Source organism: Escherichia sp. MAL-1 (assembly GCF_052948035.1).
In genome coordinates this window covers 1,547,231-1,569,694 of the sequence record NZ_CM129609.1, presented here as the reverse complement: position 1 = coordinate 1,569,694, position 22,464 = coordinate 1,547,231, and the positions used below count along the sequence as shown (strand labels likewise).

Annotated in this window: 21 protein-coding genes; 8 read left to right on the top strand and 13 right to left on the bottom strand. The window is 50.8% G+C overall.

The features are described 5' to 3' along the window. Position 1 precedes the first annotated feature (1 nt). The 4 genes from nuoC to lrhA all read right to left on the bottom strand — a co-directional run bounded on the left by nuoC (position 2) and on the right by lrhA (position 4,588). Positions 2-1,804 (bottom strand): NADH-quinone oxidoreductase subunit C/D, encoded by a 1,803-nt coding sequence (gene nuoC, locus ACU8XX_RS07645; protein WP_000247878.1) that lies wholly within the window; start codon positions 1,802-1,804, stop codon positions 2-4. A 93-nt stretch (positions 1,805-1,897) separates the two neighbouring features. Next, a complete protein-coding gene (nuoB, locus tag ACU8XX_RS07640) occupies positions 1,898-2,560 on the bottom strand; it encodes an NADH-quinone oxidoreductase subunit NuoB (protein ID WP_000386733.1) in 663 nt (220 codons plus the stop codon). A gap of 15 nt (positions 2,561-2,575) precedes the next feature. Then, the gene (nuoA, locus tag ACU8XX_RS07635) at positions 2,576-3,019 is read right to left on the bottom strand and encodes an NADH-quinone oxidoreductase subunit NuoA (RefSeq protein WP_000062997.1); all 444 of its coding nucleotides are present in this window, start codon (positions 3,017-3,019) and stop codon (positions 2,576-2,578) included. Positions 3,020-3,649: 630 nt separating this feature from the next. After that, positions 3,650-4,588 (bottom strand): transcriptional regulator LrhA, encoded by a 939-nt coding sequence (gene lrhA, locus ACU8XX_RS07630; protein ID WP_000622290.1) that lies wholly within the window; start codon positions 4,586-4,588, stop codon positions 3,650-3,652. 919 nt (positions 4,589-5,507) lie between these two features. On the opposite strand from lrhA, the gene alaA reads away from it, so the two are divergent. Then, on the top strand, positions 5,508-6,725 hold the full coding sequence (gene alaA, locus ACU8XX_RS07625) for an alanine transaminase AlaA (RefSeq protein WP_000074527.1): 1,218 nt from the start codon (positions 5,508-5,510) through the stop codon (positions 6,723-6,725). An 83-nt stretch (positions 6,726-6,808) separates the two neighbouring features. Then, entirely contained in the window at positions 6,809-7,408 is a 600-nt protein-coding gene (gene yfbR / locus ACU8XX_RS07620) for a 5'-deoxynucleotidase (RefSeq protein ID WP_000813860.1), read from the top strand. 58 nt (positions 7,409-7,466) lie between these two features. Here the strand turns inward: yfbR and ACU8XX_RS07615 are convergent, their stop codons facing one another. The 4 genes from ACU8XX_RS07615 to yfbV all read right to left on the bottom strand — a co-directional run bounded on the left by ACU8XX_RS07615 (position 7,467) and on the right by yfbV (position 11,079). Then, on the bottom strand, positions 7,467-9,299 hold the full coding sequence (locus ACU8XX_RS07615) for an SLC13 family permease (RefSeq protein ID WP_001012899.1): 1,833 nt from the start codon (positions 9,297-9,299) through the stop codon (positions 7,467-7,469). Between the two features lie 86 nt (positions 9,300-9,385). Continuing rightward, positions 9,386-10,036, bottom strand: coding sequence for a hexitol phosphatase HxpA (gene hxpA / locus ACU8XX_RS07610; protein ID WP_001203392.1), 651 nt, complete (start codon positions 10,034-10,036; stop codon positions 9,386-9,388). Between the two features lie 10 nt (positions 10,037-10,046). After that, positions 10,047-10,541 (bottom strand): YfbU family protein, encoded by a 495-nt coding sequence (locus ACU8XX_RS07605; protein WP_000426124.1) that lies wholly within the window; start codon positions 10,539-10,541, stop codon positions 10,047-10,049. 82 nt (positions 10,542-10,623) lie between these two features. Then, positions 10,624-11,079, bottom strand: coding sequence for a terminus macrodomain insulation protein YfbV (gene yfbV, locus ACU8XX_RS07600; RefSeq protein ID WP_000106627.1), 456 nt, complete (start codon positions 11,077-11,079; stop codon positions 10,624-10,626). A gap of 338 nt (positions 11,080-11,417) precedes the next feature. Between yfbV and ackA the strand changes: the two genes are divergently transcribed. The 3 genes from ackA (at position 11,418) to yfcC (ending at position 16,549) form a co-directional block, all read left to right on the top strand. Further along, entirely contained in the window at positions 11,418-12,620 is a 1,203-nt protein-coding gene (gene ackA, locus ACU8XX_RS07595; protein ID WP_000095707.1) for an acetate kinase, read from the top strand. Between the two features lie 74 nt (positions 12,621-12,694). Further along, on the top strand, positions 12,695-14,839 hold the full coding sequence (gene pta, locus ACU8XX_RS07590) for a phosphate acetyltransferase (protein WP_000086722.1): 2,145 nt from the start codon (positions 12,695-12,697) through the stop codon (positions 14,837-14,839). Positions 14,840-15,028: 189 nt separating this feature from the next. Then, a complete protein-coding gene (yfcC, locus tag ACU8XX_RS07585; protein ID WP_001274501.1) occupies positions 15,029-16,549 on the top strand; it encodes a putative basic amino acid antiporter YfcC in 1,521 nt (506 codons plus the stop codon). Positions 16,550-16,581: 32 nt separating this feature from the next. Here the strand turns inward: yfcC and yfcD are convergent, their stop codons facing one another. From yfcD to yfcF, 3 genes are read right to left on the bottom strand one after another with little or no spacing between them, the layout of a single operon-like run. Next, positions 16,582-17,124: an NUDIX hydrolase YfcD gene (gene yfcD, locus ACU8XX_RS07580; RefSeq protein ID WP_000437935.1), complete on the bottom strand. Its 543-nt coding sequence runs from the start codon at positions 17,122-17,124 to the stop codon at positions 16,582-16,584. Positions 17,125-17,181: 57 nt separating this feature from the next. Next, complete coding sequence (gene yfcE / locus ACU8XX_RS07575) at positions 17,182-17,733, bottom strand: phosphodiesterase (protein WP_000772452.1); 552 nt, start codon at positions 17,731-17,733, stop codon at positions 17,182-17,184. Positions 17,734-17,788: 55 nt separating this feature from the next. Further along, positions 17,789-18,433, bottom strand: a complete 645-nt coding sequence (gene yfcF, locus ACU8XX_RS07570) for a glutathione transferase (RefSeq protein WP_000042440.1) — start codon at positions 18,431-18,433, stop codon at positions 17,789-17,791. Positions 18,434-18,568: 135 nt separating this feature from the next. Between yfcF and yfcG the strand changes: the two genes are divergently transcribed. The 3 genes from yfcG to ACU8XX_RS07555 are packed head-to-tail and all read left to right on the top strand — an operon-like array spanning position 18,569 to position 20,549. Next, positions 18,569-19,216, top strand: a complete 648-nt coding sequence (gene yfcG / locus ACU8XX_RS07565) for a GSH-dependent disulfide bond oxidoreductase (RefSeq protein ID WP_000566471.1) — start codon at positions 18,569-18,571, stop codon at positions 19,214-19,216. Between the two features lie 56 nt (positions 19,217-19,272). Further along, entirely contained in the window at positions 19,273-19,635 is a 363-nt protein-coding gene (gene folX / locus ACU8XX_RS07560; RefSeq protein ID WP_000068457.1) for a dihydroneopterin triphosphate 2'-epimerase, read from the top strand. 20 nt (positions 19,636-19,655) lie between these two features. After that, the gene (locus ACU8XX_RS07555; protein WP_001028341.1) at positions 19,656-20,549 is read left to right on the top strand and encodes a TIGR01777 family oxidoreductase; all 894 of its coding nucleotides are present in this window, start codon (positions 19,656-19,658) and stop codon (positions 20,547-20,549) included. A 47-nt stretch (positions 20,550-20,596) separates the two neighbouring features. Here the strand turns inward: ACU8XX_RS07555 and rpnB are convergent, their stop codons facing one another. Together rpnB and hisP are read right to left on the bottom strand one after the other, a co-directional pair. Then, the gene (gene rpnB / locus ACU8XX_RS07550; RefSeq protein WP_000156140.1) at positions 20,597-21,487 is read right to left on the bottom strand and encodes a recombination-promoting nuclease RpnB; all 891 of its coding nucleotides are present in this window, start codon (positions 21,485-21,487) and stop codon (positions 20,597-20,599) included. 196 nt (positions 21,488-21,683) lie between these two features. Further along, positions 21,684-22,457, bottom strand: coding sequence for a histidine ABC transporter ATP-binding protein HisP (gene hisP, locus ACU8XX_RS07545; protein WP_001293613.1), 774 nt, complete (start codon positions 22,455-22,457; stop codon positions 21,684-21,686). Positions 22,458-22,464 lie beyond the last annotated feature (7 nt).

Here is a 22,464-nt window from a genome sequence, read left to right as displayed (position 1 = left end):
ATTAGCGGTCCACATCTGACATAACAAAATCGATACTGCCCAGATAAACAATCAGGTCAGACACCAGGCTGCCGCGGATCGCCGCCGGAATTTGCTGCAAATGCGCATAACTCGGCGTGCGGATACGAGTGCGATAACTCATGGTGCTACCGTCGCTGGTCAGGTAGTAACTGTTGATCCCCTTGGTCGCCTCAATCATCTGGAAAGATTCATTGGCAGGCATCACCGGCCCCCACGACACTTGCAGGAAGTGGGTGATCAGGGTTTCGATATGTTGCAGCGTGCGCTCTTTCGGCGGCGGCGTGGTCAGCGGGTGATCCGCTTTGAACGGGCCTTCCGGCATGTTGTTGAGGCACTGCTCAAGAATGCGCAGACTCTGGCGCAGCTCTTCCACTTTCAGCATTACGCGGGTGTAGCAGTCAGAAACACCACCACCAACCGGGATTTCAAAGTCGAAGTTTTCATAGCCAGAATAAGGACGCGCCTTACGCACGTCGAAGTCGATCCCGGTAGCACGCAGGCCCGCGCCAGTGGTGCCCCACTCCAGCGCCTCTTTCGCGCCATAGGCGGCAACGCCCTGGGAACGACCTTTCAGAATGGTATTTTGCAGCGCCGCTTTCTCGTAAGACGCCAGACGTTTCGGCATCCAGTCGAGGAACTCACGCAGCAGGCGATCCCAGCCGCGCGGCAGGTCGTGCGCTACGCCGCCAATACGGAACCACGCCGGGTGCATACGGAAACCCGTGATCGCTTCCACCAGATCGTAAATTTTCTGACGATCGGTAAAGGCGAAGAACACGGGCGTCATTGCGCCGACGTCCTGAATAAAGGTCGAGATGTACAGCAGGTGGCTGTTGATACGGAACAGTTCGGAGAGCATAACGCGAATGACGTTAACGCGATCCGGCACGGTGATCCCGGCCAGTTTCTCTACCGCCAGCACGTAAGGCATTTCGTTAACGCAGCCGCCGAGGTATTCAATACGGTCGGTATACGGAATGTAGCTGTGCCAGGACTGGCGCTCGCCCATTTTCTCCGCACCACGGTGGTGGTAGCCGATGTCTGGTACGCAGTCGACAATCTCTTCGCCGTCGAGTTGTAAAACGATACGGAAAGCCCCGTGCGCCGACGGGTGGTTCGGACCGAGGTTGAGGAACATGAAGTCCTCGTTTTCGGTGCCGCGCTTCATCCCCCACTCTTCCGGTTTGAAGGTCAGGGCTTCCATCTCCAGATCCTGTTTGGCTTTGGTCAGCTCAAACGGCGAGAATTCGGTAGCGCGCGCCGGGTAATCTTTACGCAGCGGGTGACCTTTCCAGGTTTGCGGCATCATGATGCGGCGCAGGTTCGGGTGACCGTCGAAAGTAATGCCAAACAGATCCCAGGTTTCACGCTCATACCAGTTAGCGTTCGGGAACAGTTTGGTGAAGGTCGGTACGTGCAGGTCGTTTTCTGCCAGCGCCACCTTCAGCATGATGTCGCGGTTACGATCGATAGAAATCAGATGGTAGAAAACGGAAAAATCCGCGGCAGGTAACCCTTCGCGGTGTGTGCGCAGACGTTCGTCCATGCCGTGTAAGTCAAACAGCATGACGTAAGGTTTCGGCAGTTTCTTTAAGAAATCGCCAACTTCCAGTAATTGTTCACGCTTGATCCACACAACGGGAACCCCGGTGCGAGTCGCCTGAACAGTAAAGGCATCCGGCCCAAAACGGTTGCGCAGTTCGCCAATTACCGGATCATCAAGATGATCGCGGGTCTGCCAGGCGGGTTCTTGCGCGGTTAAGTCGGTCATATTGTTCACCATTGCAAATGGTCCGTGGTGACTGTCGGCGCAGTAAGCTTCGCGAAATAGATTTAGGAATAAGCGAAGAAAAATCCCTTTGCCGACAGGCGCAAATTAAATCTCGTCAGGTGTACGCAGGTTGGTTACGGCAATGCGTTCACCGCGCTTGCGTTCGCGCTCTGATTGCATATTGGCGCGATAAACGCCCTGATCGCCAACCACCCAGGAGAGCGGACGACGTTCTTTGCCGATAGATTCCTGCAACAGCATCAGTGCCTGCATGTACGCTTCAGGACGCGGCGGGCAGCCCGGGATATACACATCAACCGGGATGAATTTATCGACGCCCTGCACAACGGAATAAATATCGTACATACCACCAGAGTTGGCACAGGCACCCATTGAGATAACCCATTTTGGTTCCAGCATCTGGTCATACAGACGCTGAATAACCGGTGCCATTTTGGTAAAGCAGGTTCCTGCAACCACCATCAGGTCAGCCTGACGCGGCGAAGCACGCAATACTTCTGCGCCAAAACGCGCCACGTCATGCACCGCGGTAAACGAAGTCACCATCTCAACGTAGCAGCAGGAAAGACCGAAGTTATACGGCCAAATTGAGTTTTTACGACCCCAGTTAACCATGTCATTGAGCTTGCCCATAAACACGTTTTTGTTAACTTCTTGCTCCAGAGGGTCGGTTACGATCTCCTGCTTTTGCAGGGGGTAACGGTCGTTCTCACCGTTGGGATCTATGCGGGTGAGCGTATAATCCATCTTAATGCCTCGCGGTTAGCGTTGACGATTAGCGATACTGTTCGTTTCCGGGTTCATACGCTCGCGGCGTGAACGCGCGGGCGTCCAGTCCAGCGCGCCAATACGCACCAGATAAACCAGACCTGCCAGTAACACAAAAATAAAAATTGCAGCTTCCACAAAGCCTACCCAGCCGCTTTCGCGGATAGAGGTTGACCATGCGAACAGATACAGCGCTTCAACGTCGAAGATAACGAAGAACATGGCCACCAGATAAAACTTGGCGGACAGGCGTAAGCGGGCGGAGCCGACCGAGTCGATACCGGATTCAAACGGCACGTTTTTCGACCTCGCGCGTGCGCGACCGCCTAAAAACCAACCGCCTACCAGCATCAGGCAACACAGGCCAATGGCAACGATAAGAAAGATAGCGAATGCCCAGTGATGAGCGATGACTTCAGTGGATGTTGACATACTCATTGCTTACTCATCAAAAGTAGCGCCAGATTCACTGCTCTTCACGGCAGATGGACGCCACATCGATTCATGGGGAGGAATAAAAAAAACCTTACAATCACTGTAGAAATTCTTTTATACAGCTAATTGATGTGGTCTTTTACTCCTTTCTATAACCTTTTGTCAACTTTAACAAAAGTTTCTTCACATTAGTTTACATAATATCAACACCATTAGCATTTAATGCCCTTTCACCCCAGATCCTTGACGACTCCAGGATAATTAGATGTTGTTGAATCGTGTCCGTTGTGAAGCAATGGAAAAAATACGGGTCTATTTTGACAGGAATTTGTGTCGATTCCTCCCCCCAAAAGAGAGTATTTTCTTGATCTGTGACACGCTTTTGTCATTCCATAACAAAAACGCAGCAACAAATTTACGTATTTTTTAACATCATTGTAGCAGGTGATTTTTTTCAGGCGATTATTTGTGCGTTCGGGACGTGAATCTCTGGTGATTGAAAAATGAACAGTTTTGTGCGTTCTGCACTATGCGAGGAAGGATTTTTACTAAAAAAAAGCCGCTGGGGTTTAAAACACCCCCAGCGGCTCGTTTTTTACACTATTGTCTCAGGAATTATCTATCGTCCGTCGATTACTCGATATCCCTTTCAATCAACAATGAATCATCCCCTTCCGGAGCAGACATTGGGCTGTATTGCCACGGATTATGGTAGCTCTCCATCGCCTGATAGATCACCTGGGCCAGCTCATTATTACTGGACGGGTCATAGCACAGCAAATATTCGGTATCAGGTAGCGGCGGTAAGCCATCTACTCCACTCAGCACACGCAGGTCCGGGCTCATCATTTCAACCGGCCTTGCCGTCACGCCAAGACCGGCTTTCACTGCCGCACGAACGGCCGGAAGCGTCGAGGCGACATAAGCCAGTCGCCATGGAATATCTGCTTTATTAAGCGTCGCCAGCACCATATCGCGAAACGGACTTGGATCATCCAGCAATACAAGAGGGATCGGCTCACCTTTTTGCAATACGTATTCCGCTGCGCAGTACCAGTGTGTTGGCGAGGTACGCAGGTTCAATGCCTTAAAGGTAGAAGGACGATGGGTGGTTACCATCAAATCCACTTCCTGGGATTCCAGCATTTCTGCCATATAGGCATTACGTTTAACGCGGACATCCAGCGCTAATTTCGGATAAACCGAACTCACGCGATTTAACAGGAAAGGTAAGATCGTATCGGCAGATTCATCTGAAGCACCGATAGTTAACACGCCCTGAAGATTACTGAACATTAATGATGAGCAGGCCTCATCATTAAAACGCAGGATTTTCCTGGCGTAACCAAGAAGTTGAATGCCATGTTCAGTTAACAGTTTGTTGCGACCGTGACGAGCGAACAGTTCTTTCCCAACGAGTTGTTCCAGACGCTGCATTTGCTGACTTACGGCGGACTGAGTACGACACACAGCGGCAGCTGCGGCAGCAAAAGTGTTCAGATCGGCAACAGCAACAAATGTTCTCAGCAGATCGAGGTCGAGGTTAATTATCGGACGATTTGCACTTATCATATATTATCACTTACTGGCGGCTCATACTGAGCTGGTTAATGCTGTGCACACACAAACAAGCAATTCCATTTGTAATGTGCCTCCCTGGCAGTTTCATCCGGAACCCGGACGAAAGTAAAAATGCATATGAGTTGCACTAAAAAAGCGACTCACATTGTTCCGTTATAATGCCTGAAGTAGATCACAGAATATATCTTCAGGGATCGCATATCTATTAAGTTACTCACTCTTTTCTATTTATGACATGCGCGTGTTTGTATAAATGTAAATGTGAGTCCTTGTTCCACTCTCGTGCAGCATCGCTGGTCATACGCGAACACGTACAAACAGCAATGGTGAGGCGGCATCAAGAGCAGGGATCCGTCATTTATGCGAGCATTTTACCCCAAAAACCTTTTATTTATAAGGGTCATTGCGAATTATCTGATGCAAAGTTATGTTATGTTAGGCAAAGTAATCTTCTATTATTAATAAGCACATCAAAACCTTTTTGAATATTAAATAATAATTAATTAGCATCATCCTCATTCATTAATTCCGCTTAACAATAGTTTCACACCTTGCCCCCATTACGACACCTCGGAAATCATCACGCTGTTAAACTCTCCGTAATGCGGAAATATCATCATCGCGTTTCATTAGTGAATTCTTAAATGAGGCATTTTCACACAATTATCTTACAGATAAAAAAACCAGACTTACAATTAAGAATCAGAACAATTCACTATATAACATTGCATGTAAAGCATATACACCTCATTATTTTGTCATTATTAAGTTATTAACAGCACAATCGAGCCTTCCCCTCTGGCAAAATCTTATTCTGCAGACCTTCAAAACACCGTCCTGGGGGAGTACATTGTTCTAAGCTGACTTCCACGGCAGGGAGTGGCGATAACAGCAAAAAAGGTCAAGATTCATGTCCCCCATTGAAAAATCCAGCAAATTAGAGAATGTCTGTTATGACATCCGTGGTCCGGTGCTGAAAGAAGCAAAACGCCTGGAAGAAGAAGGTAACAAGGTACTGAAACTGAACATCGGCAACCCAGCCCCGTTCGGTTTTGACGCGCCAGATGAAATCCTCGTTGACGTGATACGCAACCTGCCTACCGCTCAAGGGTATTGCGATTCCAAAGGTCTTTACTCCGCGCGTAAAGCCATCATGCAGCACTACCAGGCTCGTGGCATGCGTGATGTTACCGTGGAAGATATTTACATCGGCAATGGTGTATCGGAGCTTATCGTTCAGGCAATGCAGGCATTGCTGAACAGCGGGGACGAAATGTTGGTTCCTGCACCAGATTACCCACTATGGACCGCGGCGGTTTCGCTTTCCAGCGGTAAAGCGGTGCATTATCTTTGCGATGAATCCTCTGACTGGTTCCCGGACCTCGATGATATTCGCGCTAAAATTACGCCTCGTACGCGTGGGATCGTTATTATCAACCCAAATAACCCAACCGGCGCGGTATATTCCAAAGAGCTTTTAATGGAGATTGTGGAGATTGCACGTCAGCATAATCTCATTATCTTCGCCGATGAAATTTATGACAAAATTCTCTACGACGACGCTGAGCATCACTCAATTGCACCGCTGGCACCTGACCTGCTGACCATTACCTTTAACGGACTGTCGAAAACGTACCGCGTTGCAGGCTTCCGTCAGGGGTGGATGGTGTTGAACGGGCCGAAAAAACACGCCAAAGGCTACATCGAAGGTCTGGAAATGCTGGCTTCAATGCGCCTGTGTGCTAACGTTCCTGCGCAACACGCCATTCAGACCGCGCTAGGTGGTTATCAGAGCATCAGTGAATTTATTACCCCTGGCGGTCGTCTTTATGAGCAGCGTAACCGCGCGTGGGAACTGATCAACGATATTCCGGGCGTTTCCTGCGTGAAACCTCGTGGTGCGCTGTATATGTTCCCGAAAATCGACGCCAAACGCTTTAACATTCACGACGATCAGAAAATGGTGCTGGATTTCCTGTTGCAGGAAAAAGTTCTGTTGGTGCAAGGGACGGCATTCAACTGGCCGTGGCCGGATCACTTCCGCATTGTCACGCTACCGCGTGTCGATGATATCGAGCTGTCTTTGAGCAAGTTCGCGCGTTTCCTTTCTGGTTATCATCAGCTGTAATCTTAATTTCACTGCCGGAGATTGCATCCGGCAGCGTTATCCCGCCACAATGACCTGATGATGTCATCATACGTAAGGTCACTATGAAACAGAGCCATTTTTTTGCCCATCTCTCCCGCCTGAAACTCATTAACCGCTGGCCGCTCATGCGCAACGTGCGGACGGAAAATGTGTCCGAACACAGTTTGCAGGTAGCGATGGTCGCCCATGCGCTGGCAGCTATCAAAAATCGAAAATTTGGCGGTAATGTCAACGCCGAACGTATCGCTTTACTGGCGATGTACCACGATGCCTCAGAAGTGCTCACCGGCGATCTCCCTACTCCGGTGAAATACTTCAATTCGCAAATCGCTCAGGAGTACAAGGCTATTGAAAAAATCGCTCAGCAAAAACTGGTCGATATGGTTCCGGAAGAGCTGCGGGATATCTTTGCGCCGTTAATTGACGAGCATGCATATAGCGATGAAGAAAAATCGCTGGTGAAACAGGCAGATGCACTGTGTGCATATCTGAAATGTCTGGAAGAACTCGCGGCCGGAAATAATGAATTCTTGCTGGCAAAAACGCGACTGGAAGCGACGCTTGAAGCGCGTCGCAGCCAGGAGATGGACTACTTCATGGAAGTATTTGTTCCCAGCTTCCATCTTTCGCTCGATGAGATTAGCCAGGATTCACCGCTGTAAGCAGCCGGAGTCTGCGTCGCATCAGGCAATAAGCGCCGGATGCGACATCAGGCTCTTGTCAAAACGGAAACAGCATCGGGATCATCACCACACAAACCGCCATCACGATAATGGTGAACGGTACCCCCAACTTCACAAAGTCACTGAAGCTGTAATTTCCCGGACCTAAAACCAGTGTGTTAACAGGTGAAGAAACCGGTGTCATAAAGGCGGCGGATGCTGCCATCGCCACGACCATCGCGAATGGATAAGGCGACACCCCCATCGTTTTGGCAGCAGCCAGCGCAATCGGAGCCATCAACACCGCCGTCGCGGTATTAGAGATAAATAGCCCAATAACCGCCGACAAGACAAACAAACACCCCAGCATCATATGTGGCCCGTAACCACCGCCAATGTCCATCAGCCCTTTCACCGCCAGCGCGACACCTCCCGTTTTCTGTAATGCCACAGCAAACGGCATCATCCCAACGATCAAAATAATGCTCGGCCAGTGAATGGATTTATAGGCGCTTTCAGCATCTATACAGCGGAATTTCCCCATCAGCAGGCAGGCGATGATAGCGGCAACAGGATTAGGAATTTCATCGGTCAGCATTAACGCCACCATTAGCACCAGACAGAAAATGGCATGGGGTGCCTGGCTGTGCGCGGGCGATGCTTCACTCACCTCTTCCGGTAAGTTCAGCGCTACGAAGTCGCGGCCCTGTTTGGCCAGCATACCGATCAGTTTCCAGTTACCCACAACCAGGATGATATCGCCCAGCAGCAGAGGCTCATCCGCCAGCGAACCTTCCAGCGCCACGCCATTGCGCTTTAGCCCCACCACATTCAGTCCGTAGCGGGTACGAAAACCAATTTCGCGCACCGATTTACCAATCAGTTCTGACTCAGGAATTAATGAAATCTCTGCCATGCCCACATCAAGGGCCTGGTCAGAAAAATACTCGCCGCGCAGTACCATCGGCTCCAGCAATTGCTCACTACAAAATTGCCGGAGATCGACATCAGCCGCAGACATATCAATAAGCAAAACGTCACGCGCGCGAAATTCAGAAACCCCATTAACGTTCACGATAACGCGACGAAAACGCCGCCAGCGTTCAACACCGATGACGTTAGCGCCATAACGCTCACGTAATTTGAGATCATCCAGCCGTTGACCAATCATTGGCGATCCGGGGCGAATAGCCAGACGTCGCGCACGCCCGGTCAGTCGATATTCACGGATAAGATCGCGAAAGGTTCGACGCGTCCAGCCTTCGCGCTGCGGGGTCTGGGTATCCCCTTTCAGCATGAAACGCATCACTAACATATACAAAATACCCAGCACCAGCACGACCAGGCCAATAGGTGTTACGCTAAAGAAACTGAAGCCGTGATAGCCTTCACGCAGCAATTCACTGTTGACTACCAGGTTCGGCGGCGTCGCCACCAGCGTCATCATGCCGCTAATCAGCCCGGCAAAACTTAACGGCATCATCAGACGTGACGGCGAAGTTTGCATACGCATGGCAACGCTTAACACCACGGGAATAAAGATAGCGACAACGCCGGTTGAACTCATAAACGCGCCAAGCCCCGCGACGGTCAGCATCAACAAAACCAACATTTTGATTTCACTGTTGCCCGCCACTTTGACCAGCCATGTTCCCATTACGGTGGCAACACCGGTACGGACCAAACCATCGCCAATAATAAACAAGGCGGCAATCAGGACAACGTTAGGATCAGAAAAGCCGGAAAATACTTCGGGGACCGTCAGCGTTCCGCTTAATGCAAACGCGACAATAACAAACAAAGCGACCGCATCCATACGCACTCTGCCCGTCGCAAACAAGACAATGGCAACGGCCAGTAATGAAAGAACCCAAATCAATTCACCGTTCACAACTTATCCTTGTTAATTGAGGGAGATGACTTGATTCTGCCATAAAAAAGCCCCGACGAGACGGGGCTAAATCATGATCAGGTGTTTCACTGAATAATAACATCGCCATTTGGCTGTTTGGTCACAGTAATTTGCTCCAGACTGTGGAGGACCAAATCGACCTCATTCAGGCGCGGGGTATCTGCCGGAGCGTTAACCGCAATGACATGGCAACCCGCCGCCAGGCCAGAAAGCACGCCAGCGGGAGCATCTTCCACCACCACACACTCCTGCGGCGCAAGCCCCAGCAGCTGCGCGCCTAACAGATACGCATCAGGTTCTGGTTTTCCGCGCTTCACTCGCTCAGCGGTTACAAACACCTCTGGTGCGGGAAGCCCAGCTATTTTATGGCGCGCTCGCGCTACCGGCATGGAGCCAGAAGTCACAATGGCCCACGGAATACCTGCTTTATTCAAATGACTGAGTAAGGCGATTGCCCCCGGAAGCGCGGTAATACCTTCGGTTTCCGTGGCCTCGATGTGCTCCAGACGCGTAAACTCGGCGGCAATATCAGCCTCGGATTTGCCCGCCATAAAATGGCGCAGAGAGGTGATCGCCTGTTTACCGTGAATGAAAGCCAGCACCTCTTCCGGCGCTAACCCATGACGTCTGGCCCAGTTGCTCCACGCCCGTTCTACCGCAGGCAGGGAATCCACCAGCGTTCCATCAAGATCAAACAGAAAACCTTTGCACCGCACGCGGGCCTCCTCAGGCATTGATAATTTGATTAATTTCGTTGGCGCTCAAATGGTACTGACGCGGGCAGGCATGCCACACATTAAGCATGCGCTGATATTTTTCCCACATTGGCGTCTGGGCGTTAAAACCGTGAGTTCCGGCGTCAAAATGGGTATAGCGCCCTTCCACATTAACCATAAAGCGGACATAACCGAGGTAACGTGCTTCAGTGGCGGCGTCAAAGCCGAGGAAGGTGACACGACGTTCATCGATGGATTGCTGGTCCTGCAAATTAGACCAGGAAACATGCAACGCATGATACATCTCCATAATGTCGATGATAGTGCGGCAGGTTTCTTCTTTCAGCTCGCCAAACTCGCGATCCAATTCACGCATCTGTAATCCGTAACCACGCTCAATAATTGTTTGCAGGCGACGGTAACGTTCAGCATTTGCCGGATCGAGCATAGTCATCATCTTGTACTGATTAGACAAAATAAGACGTTGCGCGTTGGTCATTTCCATTGTTGACTCCTGTATCACTCTACTACGGTGAAAAAAAAGAAGGCTGAGTATGCCTTCTTTTATATGCGTAATCAGGGGTCAATTACAAATCATCAAGGAAAGTTTTATCCAGTTGTTTGAAGGCGCGCTTAAGCGTGTCAGCTAATGCCTGGTAATCAGGCTTGCCTTCAACGGGTGCCAACACCTGTCCAGACTCCTGCAATTTACCGCGAACTTCATAAAACCAGTTGAGGATAGCAGGGGGTAATGGCGTTACAGAACGCTTGCCCAGCCACCACAATCCCTGCATGGGTAAACTTAAGGCGAACAGCGCAGTGGCAACTGCCGGCCCAAGCTGACCGCCCAGGGCAATCTGCCAGCAGAGAGTAAATACGGCGATCGGCGGCATAAAACGGATCGCATAACGCGTCATCTTGATAACGCGATTTTCGACAAAGACCGGGGCAAGGCGTTTTTCCAGCGGCCACGTCTTTGAGTAATGCTGTCCCCGGCGAAACAAGCTAAAAAAATTAACAGAACGATTATCCGGCGTTGACATGCTTCACCTCAACTTCACATATAAAGATTCAAAAATTTGTGCAAATTCACAACTCAGCGGGACAACGTTCAAAACATTTTGTCTTCCATACCCACTATCAGGTATCCTTTAGCAGCCTGAAGGCCTAAGTAGTACATATTCATTGAGTCGTCAAATTCATATACATTATGCCATTGGCTGAAAATTACGCAAAATGGCATAGACTCAAGATATTTCTTCCATCATGCAAAAAAAAATTTGCAGTGCATGATGTTAATCATAAATGTCGGTGTCATCATGCGCTACGCTCTATGGCTCCCTGACGTTTTTTTAGCCACGTATCAATTATAGGTACTTCCATGTCGAGTAAGTTAGTACTGGTTCTGAACTGCGGTAGTTCTTCACTGAAATTTGCCATCATCGATGCAGTAAATGGTGAAGAGTACCTTTCTGGTTTAGCCGAATGTTTCCACCTGCCTGAAGCACGTATCAAATGGAAAATGGACGGCAATAAACAGGAAGCGGCTTTAGGTGCAGGCGCCGCTCACAGCGAAGCGCTCAACTTTATCGTTAATACTATTCTGGCACAAAAACCAGAACTGTCTGCGCAGCTGACTGCTATCGGTCACCGTATCGTACACGGCGGCGAAAAGTATACCAGCTCCGTAGTGATCGATGAGTCTGTTATTCAGGGTATCAAAGATGCAGCTTCTTTTGCACCGCTGCACAACCCGGCTCACCTGATCGGTATCGAAGAAGCTCTGAAATCTTTCCCACAGCTGAAAGACAAAAACGTTGCTGTATTTGACACCGCGTTCCACCAGACTATGCCGGAAGAGTCTTACCTCTACGCCCTGCCTTACAACCTGTACAAAGAGCACGGCATCCGTCGTTACGGCGCGCACGGCACCAGCCACTTCTATGTAACCCAGGAAGCGGCAAAAATGCTGAACAAACCGGTAGAAGAACTGAACATCATCACCTGCCACCTGGGCAACGGTGGTTCCGTTTCTGCTATCCGCAACGGTAAATGCGTTGACACCTCTATGGGCCTGACCCCGCTGGAAGGTCTGGTCATGGGTACCCGTTCTGGTGATATCGATCCGGCGATCATCTTCCACCTGCACGACACCCTGGGCATGAGCGTTGACGCAATCAACAAACTGCTGACCAAAGAGTCTGGCCTGCTGGGTCTGACCGAAGTGACCAGCGACTGCCGCTATGTTGAAGACAACTACGCGACGAAAGAAGATGCGAAGCGCGCAATGGACGTTTACTGCCACCGCCTGGCGAAATACATCGGTGCCTACACTGCGCTGATGGATGGTCGTCTGGACGCTGTTGTATTCACTGGTGGTATCGGTGAAAATGCCGCGATGGTTCGTGAACTGTCTCTGGGCAAACTGGGCGTGCTGGGCTTTGAAGTTGATCATGAACGCAACCTGGCTGCACGTTTCGGCAAATCTGGTTTCATCAACAAAGAAGGTACCCGTCCTGCGGTGGTTATCCCAACCAACGAAGAACTGGTTATCGCGCAAGACGCGAGCCGCCTGACTGCCTGATTTCACACCGCCAGCTCAGCTGGCGGTGCTGTTTTGTAACCCGCCAAATCGGCGGTAACGAAAGAGGATAAACCGTGTCCCGTATTATTATGCTGATCCCTACCGGAACCAGCGTCGGTCTGACCAGCGTCAGCCTTGGCGTGATCCGTGCAATGGAACGCAAAGGCGTTCGTCTGAGCGTTTTCAAACCTATCGCTCAGCCGCGTACCGGTGGCGATGCGCCCGATCAGACTACGACTATCGTGCGTGCGAACTCTTCCACCACGACGGCCGCTGAACCGCTGAAAATGAGCTACGTTGAAGGTCTGCTTTCCAGCAATCAGAAAGATGTGCTGATGGAAGAGATCGTCGCAAACTACCACGCTAACACCAAAGACGCTGAAGTCGTTCTGGTTGAAGGTCTGGTCCCGACACGTAAGCACCAGTTTGCCCAGTCTCTGAACTACGAAATCGCTAAAACGCTGAATGCGGAAATCGTCTTCGTTATGTCTCAGGGCACTGACACCCCGGAACAGCTGAAAGAGCGTATCGAACTGACCCGCAACAGCTTCGGCGGTGCCAAAAACACCAACATCACCGGCGTTATCGTTAACAAACTGAACGCACCGGTTGATGAACAGGGTCGTACTCGCCCGGATCTGTCCGAGATTTTCGACGACTCTTCCAAAGCTAAAGTAAACAATGTTGATCCGGCGAAGCTGCAAGAATCCAGCCCGCTGCCGGTTCTCGGCGCTGTGCCGTGGAGCTTTGACCTGATCGCGACTCGTGCGATCGATATGGCTCGCCACCTGAATGCGACCATCATCAACGAAGGCGACATCAATACTCGCCGCGTTAAATCCGTCACTTTCTGCGCACGCAGCATTCCGCACATGCTGGAGCACTTCCGTGCCGGTTCTCTGCTGGTGACTTCCGCAGACCGTCCTGACGTGCTGGTGGCCGCTTGCCTGGCAGCCATGAACGGCGTAGAAATCGGTGCCCTGCTGCTGACTGGCGGCTACGAAATGGACGCGCGCATTTCTAAACTGTGCGAACGTGCTTTCGCTACCGGCCTGCCGGTATTTATGGTGAACACCAACACCTGGCAGACCTCTCTGAGCCTGCAGAGCTTCAACCTGGAAGTTCCGGTTGACGATCACGAACGTATCGAGAAAGTTCAGGAATACGTTGCTAACTACATCAACGCTGACTGGATCGAATCTCTGACTGCCACTTCTGAGCGCAGCCGTCGTCTGTCTCCGCCTGCGTTCCGTTATCAGCTGACTGAACTTGCGCGCAAAGCGGGCAAACGTATCGTACTGCCGGAAGGTGACGAACCGCGTACCGTTAAAGCAGCCGCTATCTGTGCTGAACGTGGTATCGCAACTTGCGTACTGCTGGGTAATCCGGCAGAGATCAACCGTGTTGCAGCGTCTCAGGGTGTAGAACTGGGTGCAGGGATTGAAATCGTTGATCCAGAAGTGGTTCGCGAAAGCTATGTTGGTCGTCTGGTCGAACTGCGTAAGAACAAAGGCATGACCGAAACCGTTGCCCGCGAACAGCTGGAAGACAACGTGGTGCTCGGTACGCTGATGCTGGAACAGGATGAAGTTGATGGTCTGGTTTCCGGTGCTGTTCACACTACCGCAAACACCATCCGTCCGCCGCTGCAGCTGATCAAAACTGCACCGGGCAGCTCCCTGGTATCTTCCGTGTTCTTCATGCTGCTGCCGGAACAGGTTTACGTTTACGGTGACTGTGCGATCAACCCGGATCCGACCGCTGAACAGCTGGCAGAAATCGCGATTCAGTCCGCTGATTCCGCTGCGGCCTTCGGTATCGAACCGCGCGTTGCTATGCTCTCCTACTCCACCGGTACTTCTGGTGCAGGTAGCGACGTAGAAAAAGTTCGCGAAGCAACTCGTCTGGCGCAGGAAAAACGTCCTGACCTGATGATCGACGGTCCGCTGCAGTACGACGCTGCGGTAATGGCTGACGTTGCGAAATCCAAAGCGCCGAACTCTCCGGTTGCAGGTCGCGCTACCGTGTTCATCTTCCCGGATCTGAACACCGGTAACACCACCTACAAAGCGGTACAGCGTTCTGCCGACCTGATCTCCATCGGGCCGATGCTGCAGGGTATGCGCAAGCCGGTTAACGACCTGTCCCGTGGCGCACTGGTTGACGATATCGTCTACACCATCGCGCTGACTGCGATTCAGTCTGCACAGCAGCAGTAATCTCGTCATCATCCGCAGCTTTGCGCTGCGGATATCTGAACCGGAAATAATCACTATTTCCGGTTTTTTATTCTCTTAATCTGCATTAATCCTTTCTGATTATCTTGCTTAACTGCGCTGCATCAATGAATTGCGCCATTTCACTTTGCATACTTACCACTTTGTTTTGTGCAAGGGAATATTTGCGCTATGTCCGCAATCACTGAATCCAAACCAACAAGAAGATGGGCAATGCCCGATACGTTGGTGATTATCTTTTTTGTTGCTATTTTAACCAGCCTTGCCACCTGGGTAGTTCCGGTGGGGATGTTTGACAGTCAGGAAGTGCAGTATCAGGTTGATGGTCAAACAAAAACACGCAAAGTCGTAGATCCACACTCATTTCGCATTCTGACTAACGAAGCAGGCGAACCTGAGTATCACCGCGTACAGCTGTTCACGACGGGCGATGAACGCCCGGGCCTGATGAACTTCCCGTTTGAAGGGTTAACCTCAGGATCGAAATACGGGACAGCCGTTGGCATCATCATGTTTATGCTGGTGATTGGCGGCGCGTTTGGCATTGTGATGCGTACAGGAACCATTGATAACGGTATCCTGGCGCTTATTCGCCATACCCGCGGGAATGAAATTCTCTTTATTCCTGCGCTGTTTATTCTGTTTTCACTTGGCGGCGCGGTATTTGGTATGGGAGAAGAGGCCGTCGCCTTTGCCATTATCATCGCACCGCTAATGGTCCGGCTGGGCTATGACAGTATTACCACCGTCCTGGTGACCTATATTGCCACGCAAATCGGTTTTGCCAGTTCGTGGATGAACCCGTTTTGTGTGGTCGTTGCTCAGGGGATTGCCGGCGTTCCGGTGCTTTCTGGCTCCGGGTTGCGCATCGTGGTGTGGGTTATCGCCACTATGATTGGCCTGATCTTTACCATGGTGTACGCCTCACGAGTGAAAAAGAATCCTCTTCTGTCACGCGTGCATGAGTCCGACCGCTTCTTTCGTGAAAAGCAGGCGGATGTTGAACAACGTCCGTTTACCTTTGGTGACTGGCTGGTATTGATTGTCCTGACCGCCGTAATGGTCTGGGTGATTTGGGGCGTGATCGTTAATGCCTGGTTTATTCCAGAAATTGCCAGCCAGTTCTTCACCATGGGTCTGGTGATTGGCATCATCGGCGTTGTTTTCCGCCTTAACGGCATGACGGTTAATACCATGGCTTCATCCTTTACCGAAGGGGCGCGAATGATGATCGCCCCTGCCCTGCTGGTGGGTTTCGCCAAAGGGATTTTGCTGCTGGTCGGTAATGGTGAAGCGGGTGATGCCAGCGTGTTAAATACCATCCTCAACAGCATTGCCAATGCCATTAGCGGTCTGGACAACGCGGTCGCGGCCTGGTTTATGTTGCTCTTCCAGGCGGTATTTAATTTCTTCGTGACGTCCGGTTCTGGTCAGGCGGCGTTAACCATGCCGTTACTGGCACCGCTTGGTGATCTGGTCGGTGTTAACCGTCAGGTTACCGTGCTGGCATTCCAGTTTGGTGATGGCTTCAGTCACATCATTTACCCAACCTCAGCTTCGTTAATGGCAACTCTCGGTGTGTGCAGGGTGGACTTCCGTAACTGGCTGAAGGTGGGCGCGACCCTACTTGGACTGCTGTTTATTATGTCCAGCGTCGTAGTGATCGGCGCTCAGTTGATGGGCTACCACTAAAAATGTTAAGAGCCGCAATTGCGGCTCTTTTTTCATTCTGCCGTTTCAGTCTCTACGGCTTCATTTTTGGCATTGCGCTTCATCCACAACGCCAGCGCTTTCAGCGAGTCTGGAGTGAACTCATCGCAGCGTGCGGTGATTTCTTCCGGCGTCAGCCAGCAAACTTCACTGACTTCATCTTCCTGTAGGGCGAAGGGACCGTGAGAGACGCAGCTGAACAACGCGCCCCAGACACGGCAATTTTTATCTTCGAAATAGAACTGCCCGTGCTCGGCAAAGGGGACACCGGCAATGCCCAACTCTTCTTCCGCTTCGCGACGCGCGGATTCCAGCAGTTGCTCATCGGCCTGGACTACACCGCCTGCGGTCGCATCCAACATGCCGGGTAAAAAGTCTTTTGTCTCGGTACGACGCTGGACCAGAATTTTGCCCATGCCATCATGCACGACGATGTAAGTTGCACGATGACGCAGACACTGTGCCCGCATTTGTTCCCGGCTGGCTTGTGCAATGACTTCGTTCTCTTCATTGACAATATCCACCCATTCAGTACTTGCCAAACGACGCTGTTCCATTATCAGGAAACCTTCTTTTTCTGGCGCTCTTACGGCGCATTTTGAGTTGTGGGTAAATTACGGATTAATCGCGACCTGCGCAATGATACTTTGATCATTGAGTGCGATTACACTAAGTACGTCATTATCCAGCATGCCATAACTCGCCGGATTACCGCCTTTCGGAATACTCACCGAGCCGGGGTTGAAGTGGAAAATCTCCCCCCGCTGTTCTGCCACTGGCAGATGGGTATGACCGTACACCAGCACATCGTTCTGGTTTAAAGCAGGTAGATTTTCCGGGCCAAAAAGATGACCATGCGTCAAAAACAGACGTTGTTTTTCCAGTAATACCTGTTGCCACGGCGCGGTTATCGGGAAATGCAGCAGCATTTGATCCACTTCGCTGTCGCAGTTGCCGCGCACAGCGATAACCTTATGTGCCACTTCATTAAGCCGTTCAGCGACTTTGGCTGGCGCGTAACCCTCCGGTAAAGCATTACGCGGGCCGTGATTCAACACGTCGCCAAGGATCACCAGCCACTGGGCACCGCTTTGGGCAAACAACTCCAGAACACGTTCCGTCGCCGGTAACGACCCATGAATGTCCGATGCAAACATCAGTTTCATCACTCACTCCTCGTCGAAAAAACGTAAGCTATGATACTGGATTCTGTCGTTGCTATCAGCCAGATTGCTTCGCCGAAAGTGCAATAAAACGCTGGACAGACGCTCGCTGCCACTGGAATGTCGCATAATCCACCAGGCGTTCTGGCACCTCATCGCCATGTAGTACCAGGCGGTTAATCATTAGCGCCAGATCAGTATCAGCAATGCACCATTCACCAAATAAATTCGGCTGACCCAGTGCTAACAAATGTTCTGCCATCGCGAACAGTTTCTCTGCACTGGCTTTTCCCTCGGCCGTTAGTGGCGCTTTTTTCGCCCCCGCAAAGACAACATCCGTCGGACGCTCTTCGCGGATGGGCATCAGATCGCTGCGCAGCCAGGCCTGAATCTGTCGTGCACGCGCACGATTTTCTAAATCAAGCGGATAAATACGTTCCCAGGTCGGTGGCGCAAATCGATCTTCCAGATACTCCGCAATGGCAGAAGATTCACTCAACTCAAAATCATCGATTTGTAATAACGGCACACGGCGTGTCTGACCGTAACCTTGCCACGTCGGCTGCAAATGTTCACCGCTGTCGAGGTCGATGGTCTTGATATGAAACGACAGGCCTTTTTCCTGCAACGCCACCCAGGCGGATAACACATAAGGGGAGAAAAAGTGGGCATCTGACCAAAGCGTGATAGCGGGTTTACTCATTATGTCCTCGGCAATAAAGGGGGCTGGCTATCAAACTATAGAGCCTTTTTGTCACTGTCACGTGACGAATACTCACGTAAGTCGCCGCGCTTTCTATACTTGTGGTGTTCAGATGATTAAACAACCGGAGCTGCAATGATCGATCTCTATTTCGCCCCGACACCCAATGGTCACAAAATTACGCTGTTTCTCGAAGAAGCAGAGCTGGATTATCGCTTGATTAAGGTAGACCTGGGGAAAGGCGGTCAGTTTCGTCCGGAATTTTTGCGCATTTCGCCCAACAACAAAATTCCGGCAATTGTTGATCATTCTCCTGCCGATGGCGGCGAACCGCTAAGCCTCTTTGAGTCTGGTGCCATTTTGTTGTATCTGGCTGAGAAAACAGGACTCTTTTTGAGTCATGAAACGCGTGAGCGCGCCGCCACATTACAGTGGTTATTCTGGCAGGTAGGCGGACTGGGGCCGATGCTTGGGCAAAATCATCATTTTAATCACGCAGCCCCCCAAACCATTCCTTACGCTATTGAACGTTATCAGGTTGAAACTCAGCGTCTTTACCATGTACTGAACAAGCGGCTGGAAAACTCGCCCTGGCTGGGAGGCGAGAACTACAGCATTGCGGATATTGCCTGCTGGCCGTGGGTTAATGCCTGGACTCGCCAGCGAATTGACCTAGCAATGTATCCGGCAGTCAAGAACTGGCATGAGCGGATCCGTTCGCGCCCTGCCACCGGGCAGGCACTGCTAAAAGCACAACTCGGTGATGAGCGTTCGGATAGTTAACAGAAACAGGTTCTCGTGTATTATTTCATCCTAAGTAAAACAACGGAGAACCTGCAATGGCACAACCTGCCGCTATTATTCGTATAAAGAACCTTCGTTTGCGTACGTTTATCGGAATTAAGGAAGAAGAAATTAACAACCGTCAGGATATTGTTATCAATGTGACGATCCACTACCCCGCCGATAAAGCGCGCACTAGCGAAGATATCAACGATGCGCTGAATTATCGCACCGTAACGAAAAACATTATTCAGCATGTAGAGAATAACCGTTTCTCTTTGCTGGAAAAATTAACTCAGGATGTGCTCGATATCGCACGTGAACATCACTGGGTGACGTATGCTGAAGTGGAGATCGATAAACTGCACGCGCTGCGCTACGCCGATTCGGTATCCATGACCTTAAGCTGGCAGCGTTAATCGCCATATCGGGAGGCTGCATGAACATAGTGATCACCGGAGGGACAGGATTAATTGGTCGCCATTTGATTCCGCGTTTGCTGGAGCTGGGCCATCAAATTACGGTAGTGACGCGTAACCCGCAGAAAGCCAGTTCCGTTCTCGGCCCTCGGGTGACACTATGGCAAGGGCTTGCCGATCAAAGCAACCTCAACGGCGTTGATGCGGTAATCAACCTGGCCGGAGAACCGATTGCTGATAAACGCTGGACTCACGAGCAAAAAGAGCGTCTCTGCCAAAGCCGCTGGAATATCACGCAAAAACTGGTCGATTTGATTAATGCCAGCGACACGCCACCGTCGGTACTCATTTCCGGCTCGGCAACGGGCTATTATGGTGACTTAGGTGAAGTGGTGGTTACCGAAGAGGAACCGCCGCATAACGAATTTACCCATAAACTCTGCGCTCGCTGGGAAGAAATTGCCTGCCGGGCGCAAAGTGACAAAACGCGAGTGTGCCTGCTGCGTACCGGTGTAGTGCTGGCACCGGATGGCGGTATTCTCGGTAAAATGCTGCCGCCGTTTCGTCTTGGCCTGGGCGGGCCGATTGGCTCTGGTCGGCAGTATCTGGCCTGGATTCATATTGATGATATGGTCAACGGTATTCTCTGGCTGCTGGATAACGAGCTGCGCGGGCCATTTAATATGGTTTCGCCCTACCCGGTACGCAATGAACAATTTGCCCATGCGCTCGGTCATGCGCTGCATCGCCCGGCCATTTTGCGCGTCCCCGCGACCGCCATTCGACTGTTAATGGGCGAATCTTCAGTACTGGTATTAGGTGGACAACGCGCGCTGCCTAAACGGCTGGAAGAAGCGGGTTTTGCGTTTCGCTGGTACGATTTAGAAGAGGCGCTGGCGGATGTCGTTCGCTGATGTGGTTTACAGCAAACATCCGCCAGTTAACTCCCGGTGTTACAGGATTAGTGGCTTTGCGCGATAAGATCGTCTGGTGAAAGTCGGGTCACCATCATAACTAACTCTCTGTCTAAACCTCTATCCAGCATCTCCTGAGCAATACGCAGGGCTTCTTCGTGTTTGCCCTGCATTGCGCCTTCTTCACGTAATCTGTCAGCAATGGTCATCAGTTTCTCCTTTTCTTGTGGTGCGCGTTCCGCTATCTCACCAATAAATGCACGAAAACGCTGGGCATCCCCTGTTTGTAATACGTAATTAAACAGGGCTTTTAGCTGTCTGTCATTAGTGTTCCCTGTAACTAGCAGCGAAACAATTTGGTCGACTAATCCCAACAGATCGCGCTGACGAATATGTTTCTGAATTAACTCCAACAGCGCCATTTTGCGGTGTTGCATAATCTCGTCATCCGGCACCACGGTAATATCCACCAACGGAAAAGCCGATGAATATATTTTGCGGGCTATAGCAGGCTCGGCAAATTCATCAAGCCAGCAGAGTGAATAAGGATAAGGACTTCTGCAACCATGATAAAACAGCATCGGGATCACCAATGGAAGCTCTTTATAGCCCGCATCAAGATGGTTTTGCATTGCCGCAATGGAATAACGCATCATGCGAAAAGCCATTAATTCTTCCGGCTTACTTTGGTGCTCTATCACTACATAAATATAACCCACTCCCTCCTGCGTTTTCACAGACCACAAGAGGTCGGAATAATATTGCCGCAGGTCTTCATCAATAAAACTGTTTGGTTCCAGTTTAAGCGTCGTTAAATCACACAGTTTGCGCAGCGGCGCGGGAAGATGAATATCAATAAAATCCCGCGCGGTGTCTGGATGGCGTAAAAAAGATTTAAATACCGCATCATGCGGCGTGGAAGTTGTCGATATTGTCATGGCGTTCCGTCACCCCTCAAATTTAAGATGACGCGACAATAACCACGATTAACACCCAATGCAGCAGGCAGTTTTTATCTTTGGACAGCGAATTCAGAAGTATTTTTAGCGGACTGTAACTTTTACATTTCAGCGGAAGCTGACTCGCAAATTCCCCATGAAAATACTCCGGCAGCGTTAGCCACCGGAGAGGAAATTATTTCAGCGATCCCTTAAGGAACCGTTGCAGACGAGGGCTTTGCGGGTTGCCAAATAACTGCTCCGGCGCGCCCTCTTCTTCTATTTTCCCCTGATGGAGGAAAATGACATGAGTAGAAACATGGCGAGCAAAGCCCATTTCGTGAGTCACTACCACCATGGTTTTCCCCTCTTCTGCCAGTTGCTGCATAATACGCAACACTTCGCCTACCAGTTCAGGATCGAGCGCCGAGGTAGGTTCATCAAACAGTAAAACTTCCGGTTCCATCGCCAGCGCCCGCGCGATAGAAACACGCTGTTGCTGACCGCCGGAAAGATGCACCGGATATTTCCCCTGCGCACGTTCGTCTATCCCGACTTTTGCCAGATACTTCACCGCCCGCTCGCGCGCTTCCTGCTTGCTCAGGCCCAACACCTGAATCGGCGCTTCCATGACGTTTTCCAGCACCGTCATATGGCTCCAGAGATTGAAGTGCTGGAATACCATCGTCAGGCGTGTGCGCAGTAAGCGCAGTTGATTTTTATCGGCGACTTTGAGTTGACCGTCTTTGTCGCGCACCAGATTGATCGTCTGGCCATTGACCACGATCGACCCTTCACTCGGTTTTTCGAGGAAGTTAATGCAGCGCAGAAAGGTACTTTTCCCCGATCCCGACGATCCGATGATGCTTATTACATCTCCGGCATTCGCTTGCAGTGATACCCCTTTCAGCACTTCATGTTCGCCGTAGCGTTTGTGCAAATCGATAACGTTTAATTTATTCTCGGACATCGTATTC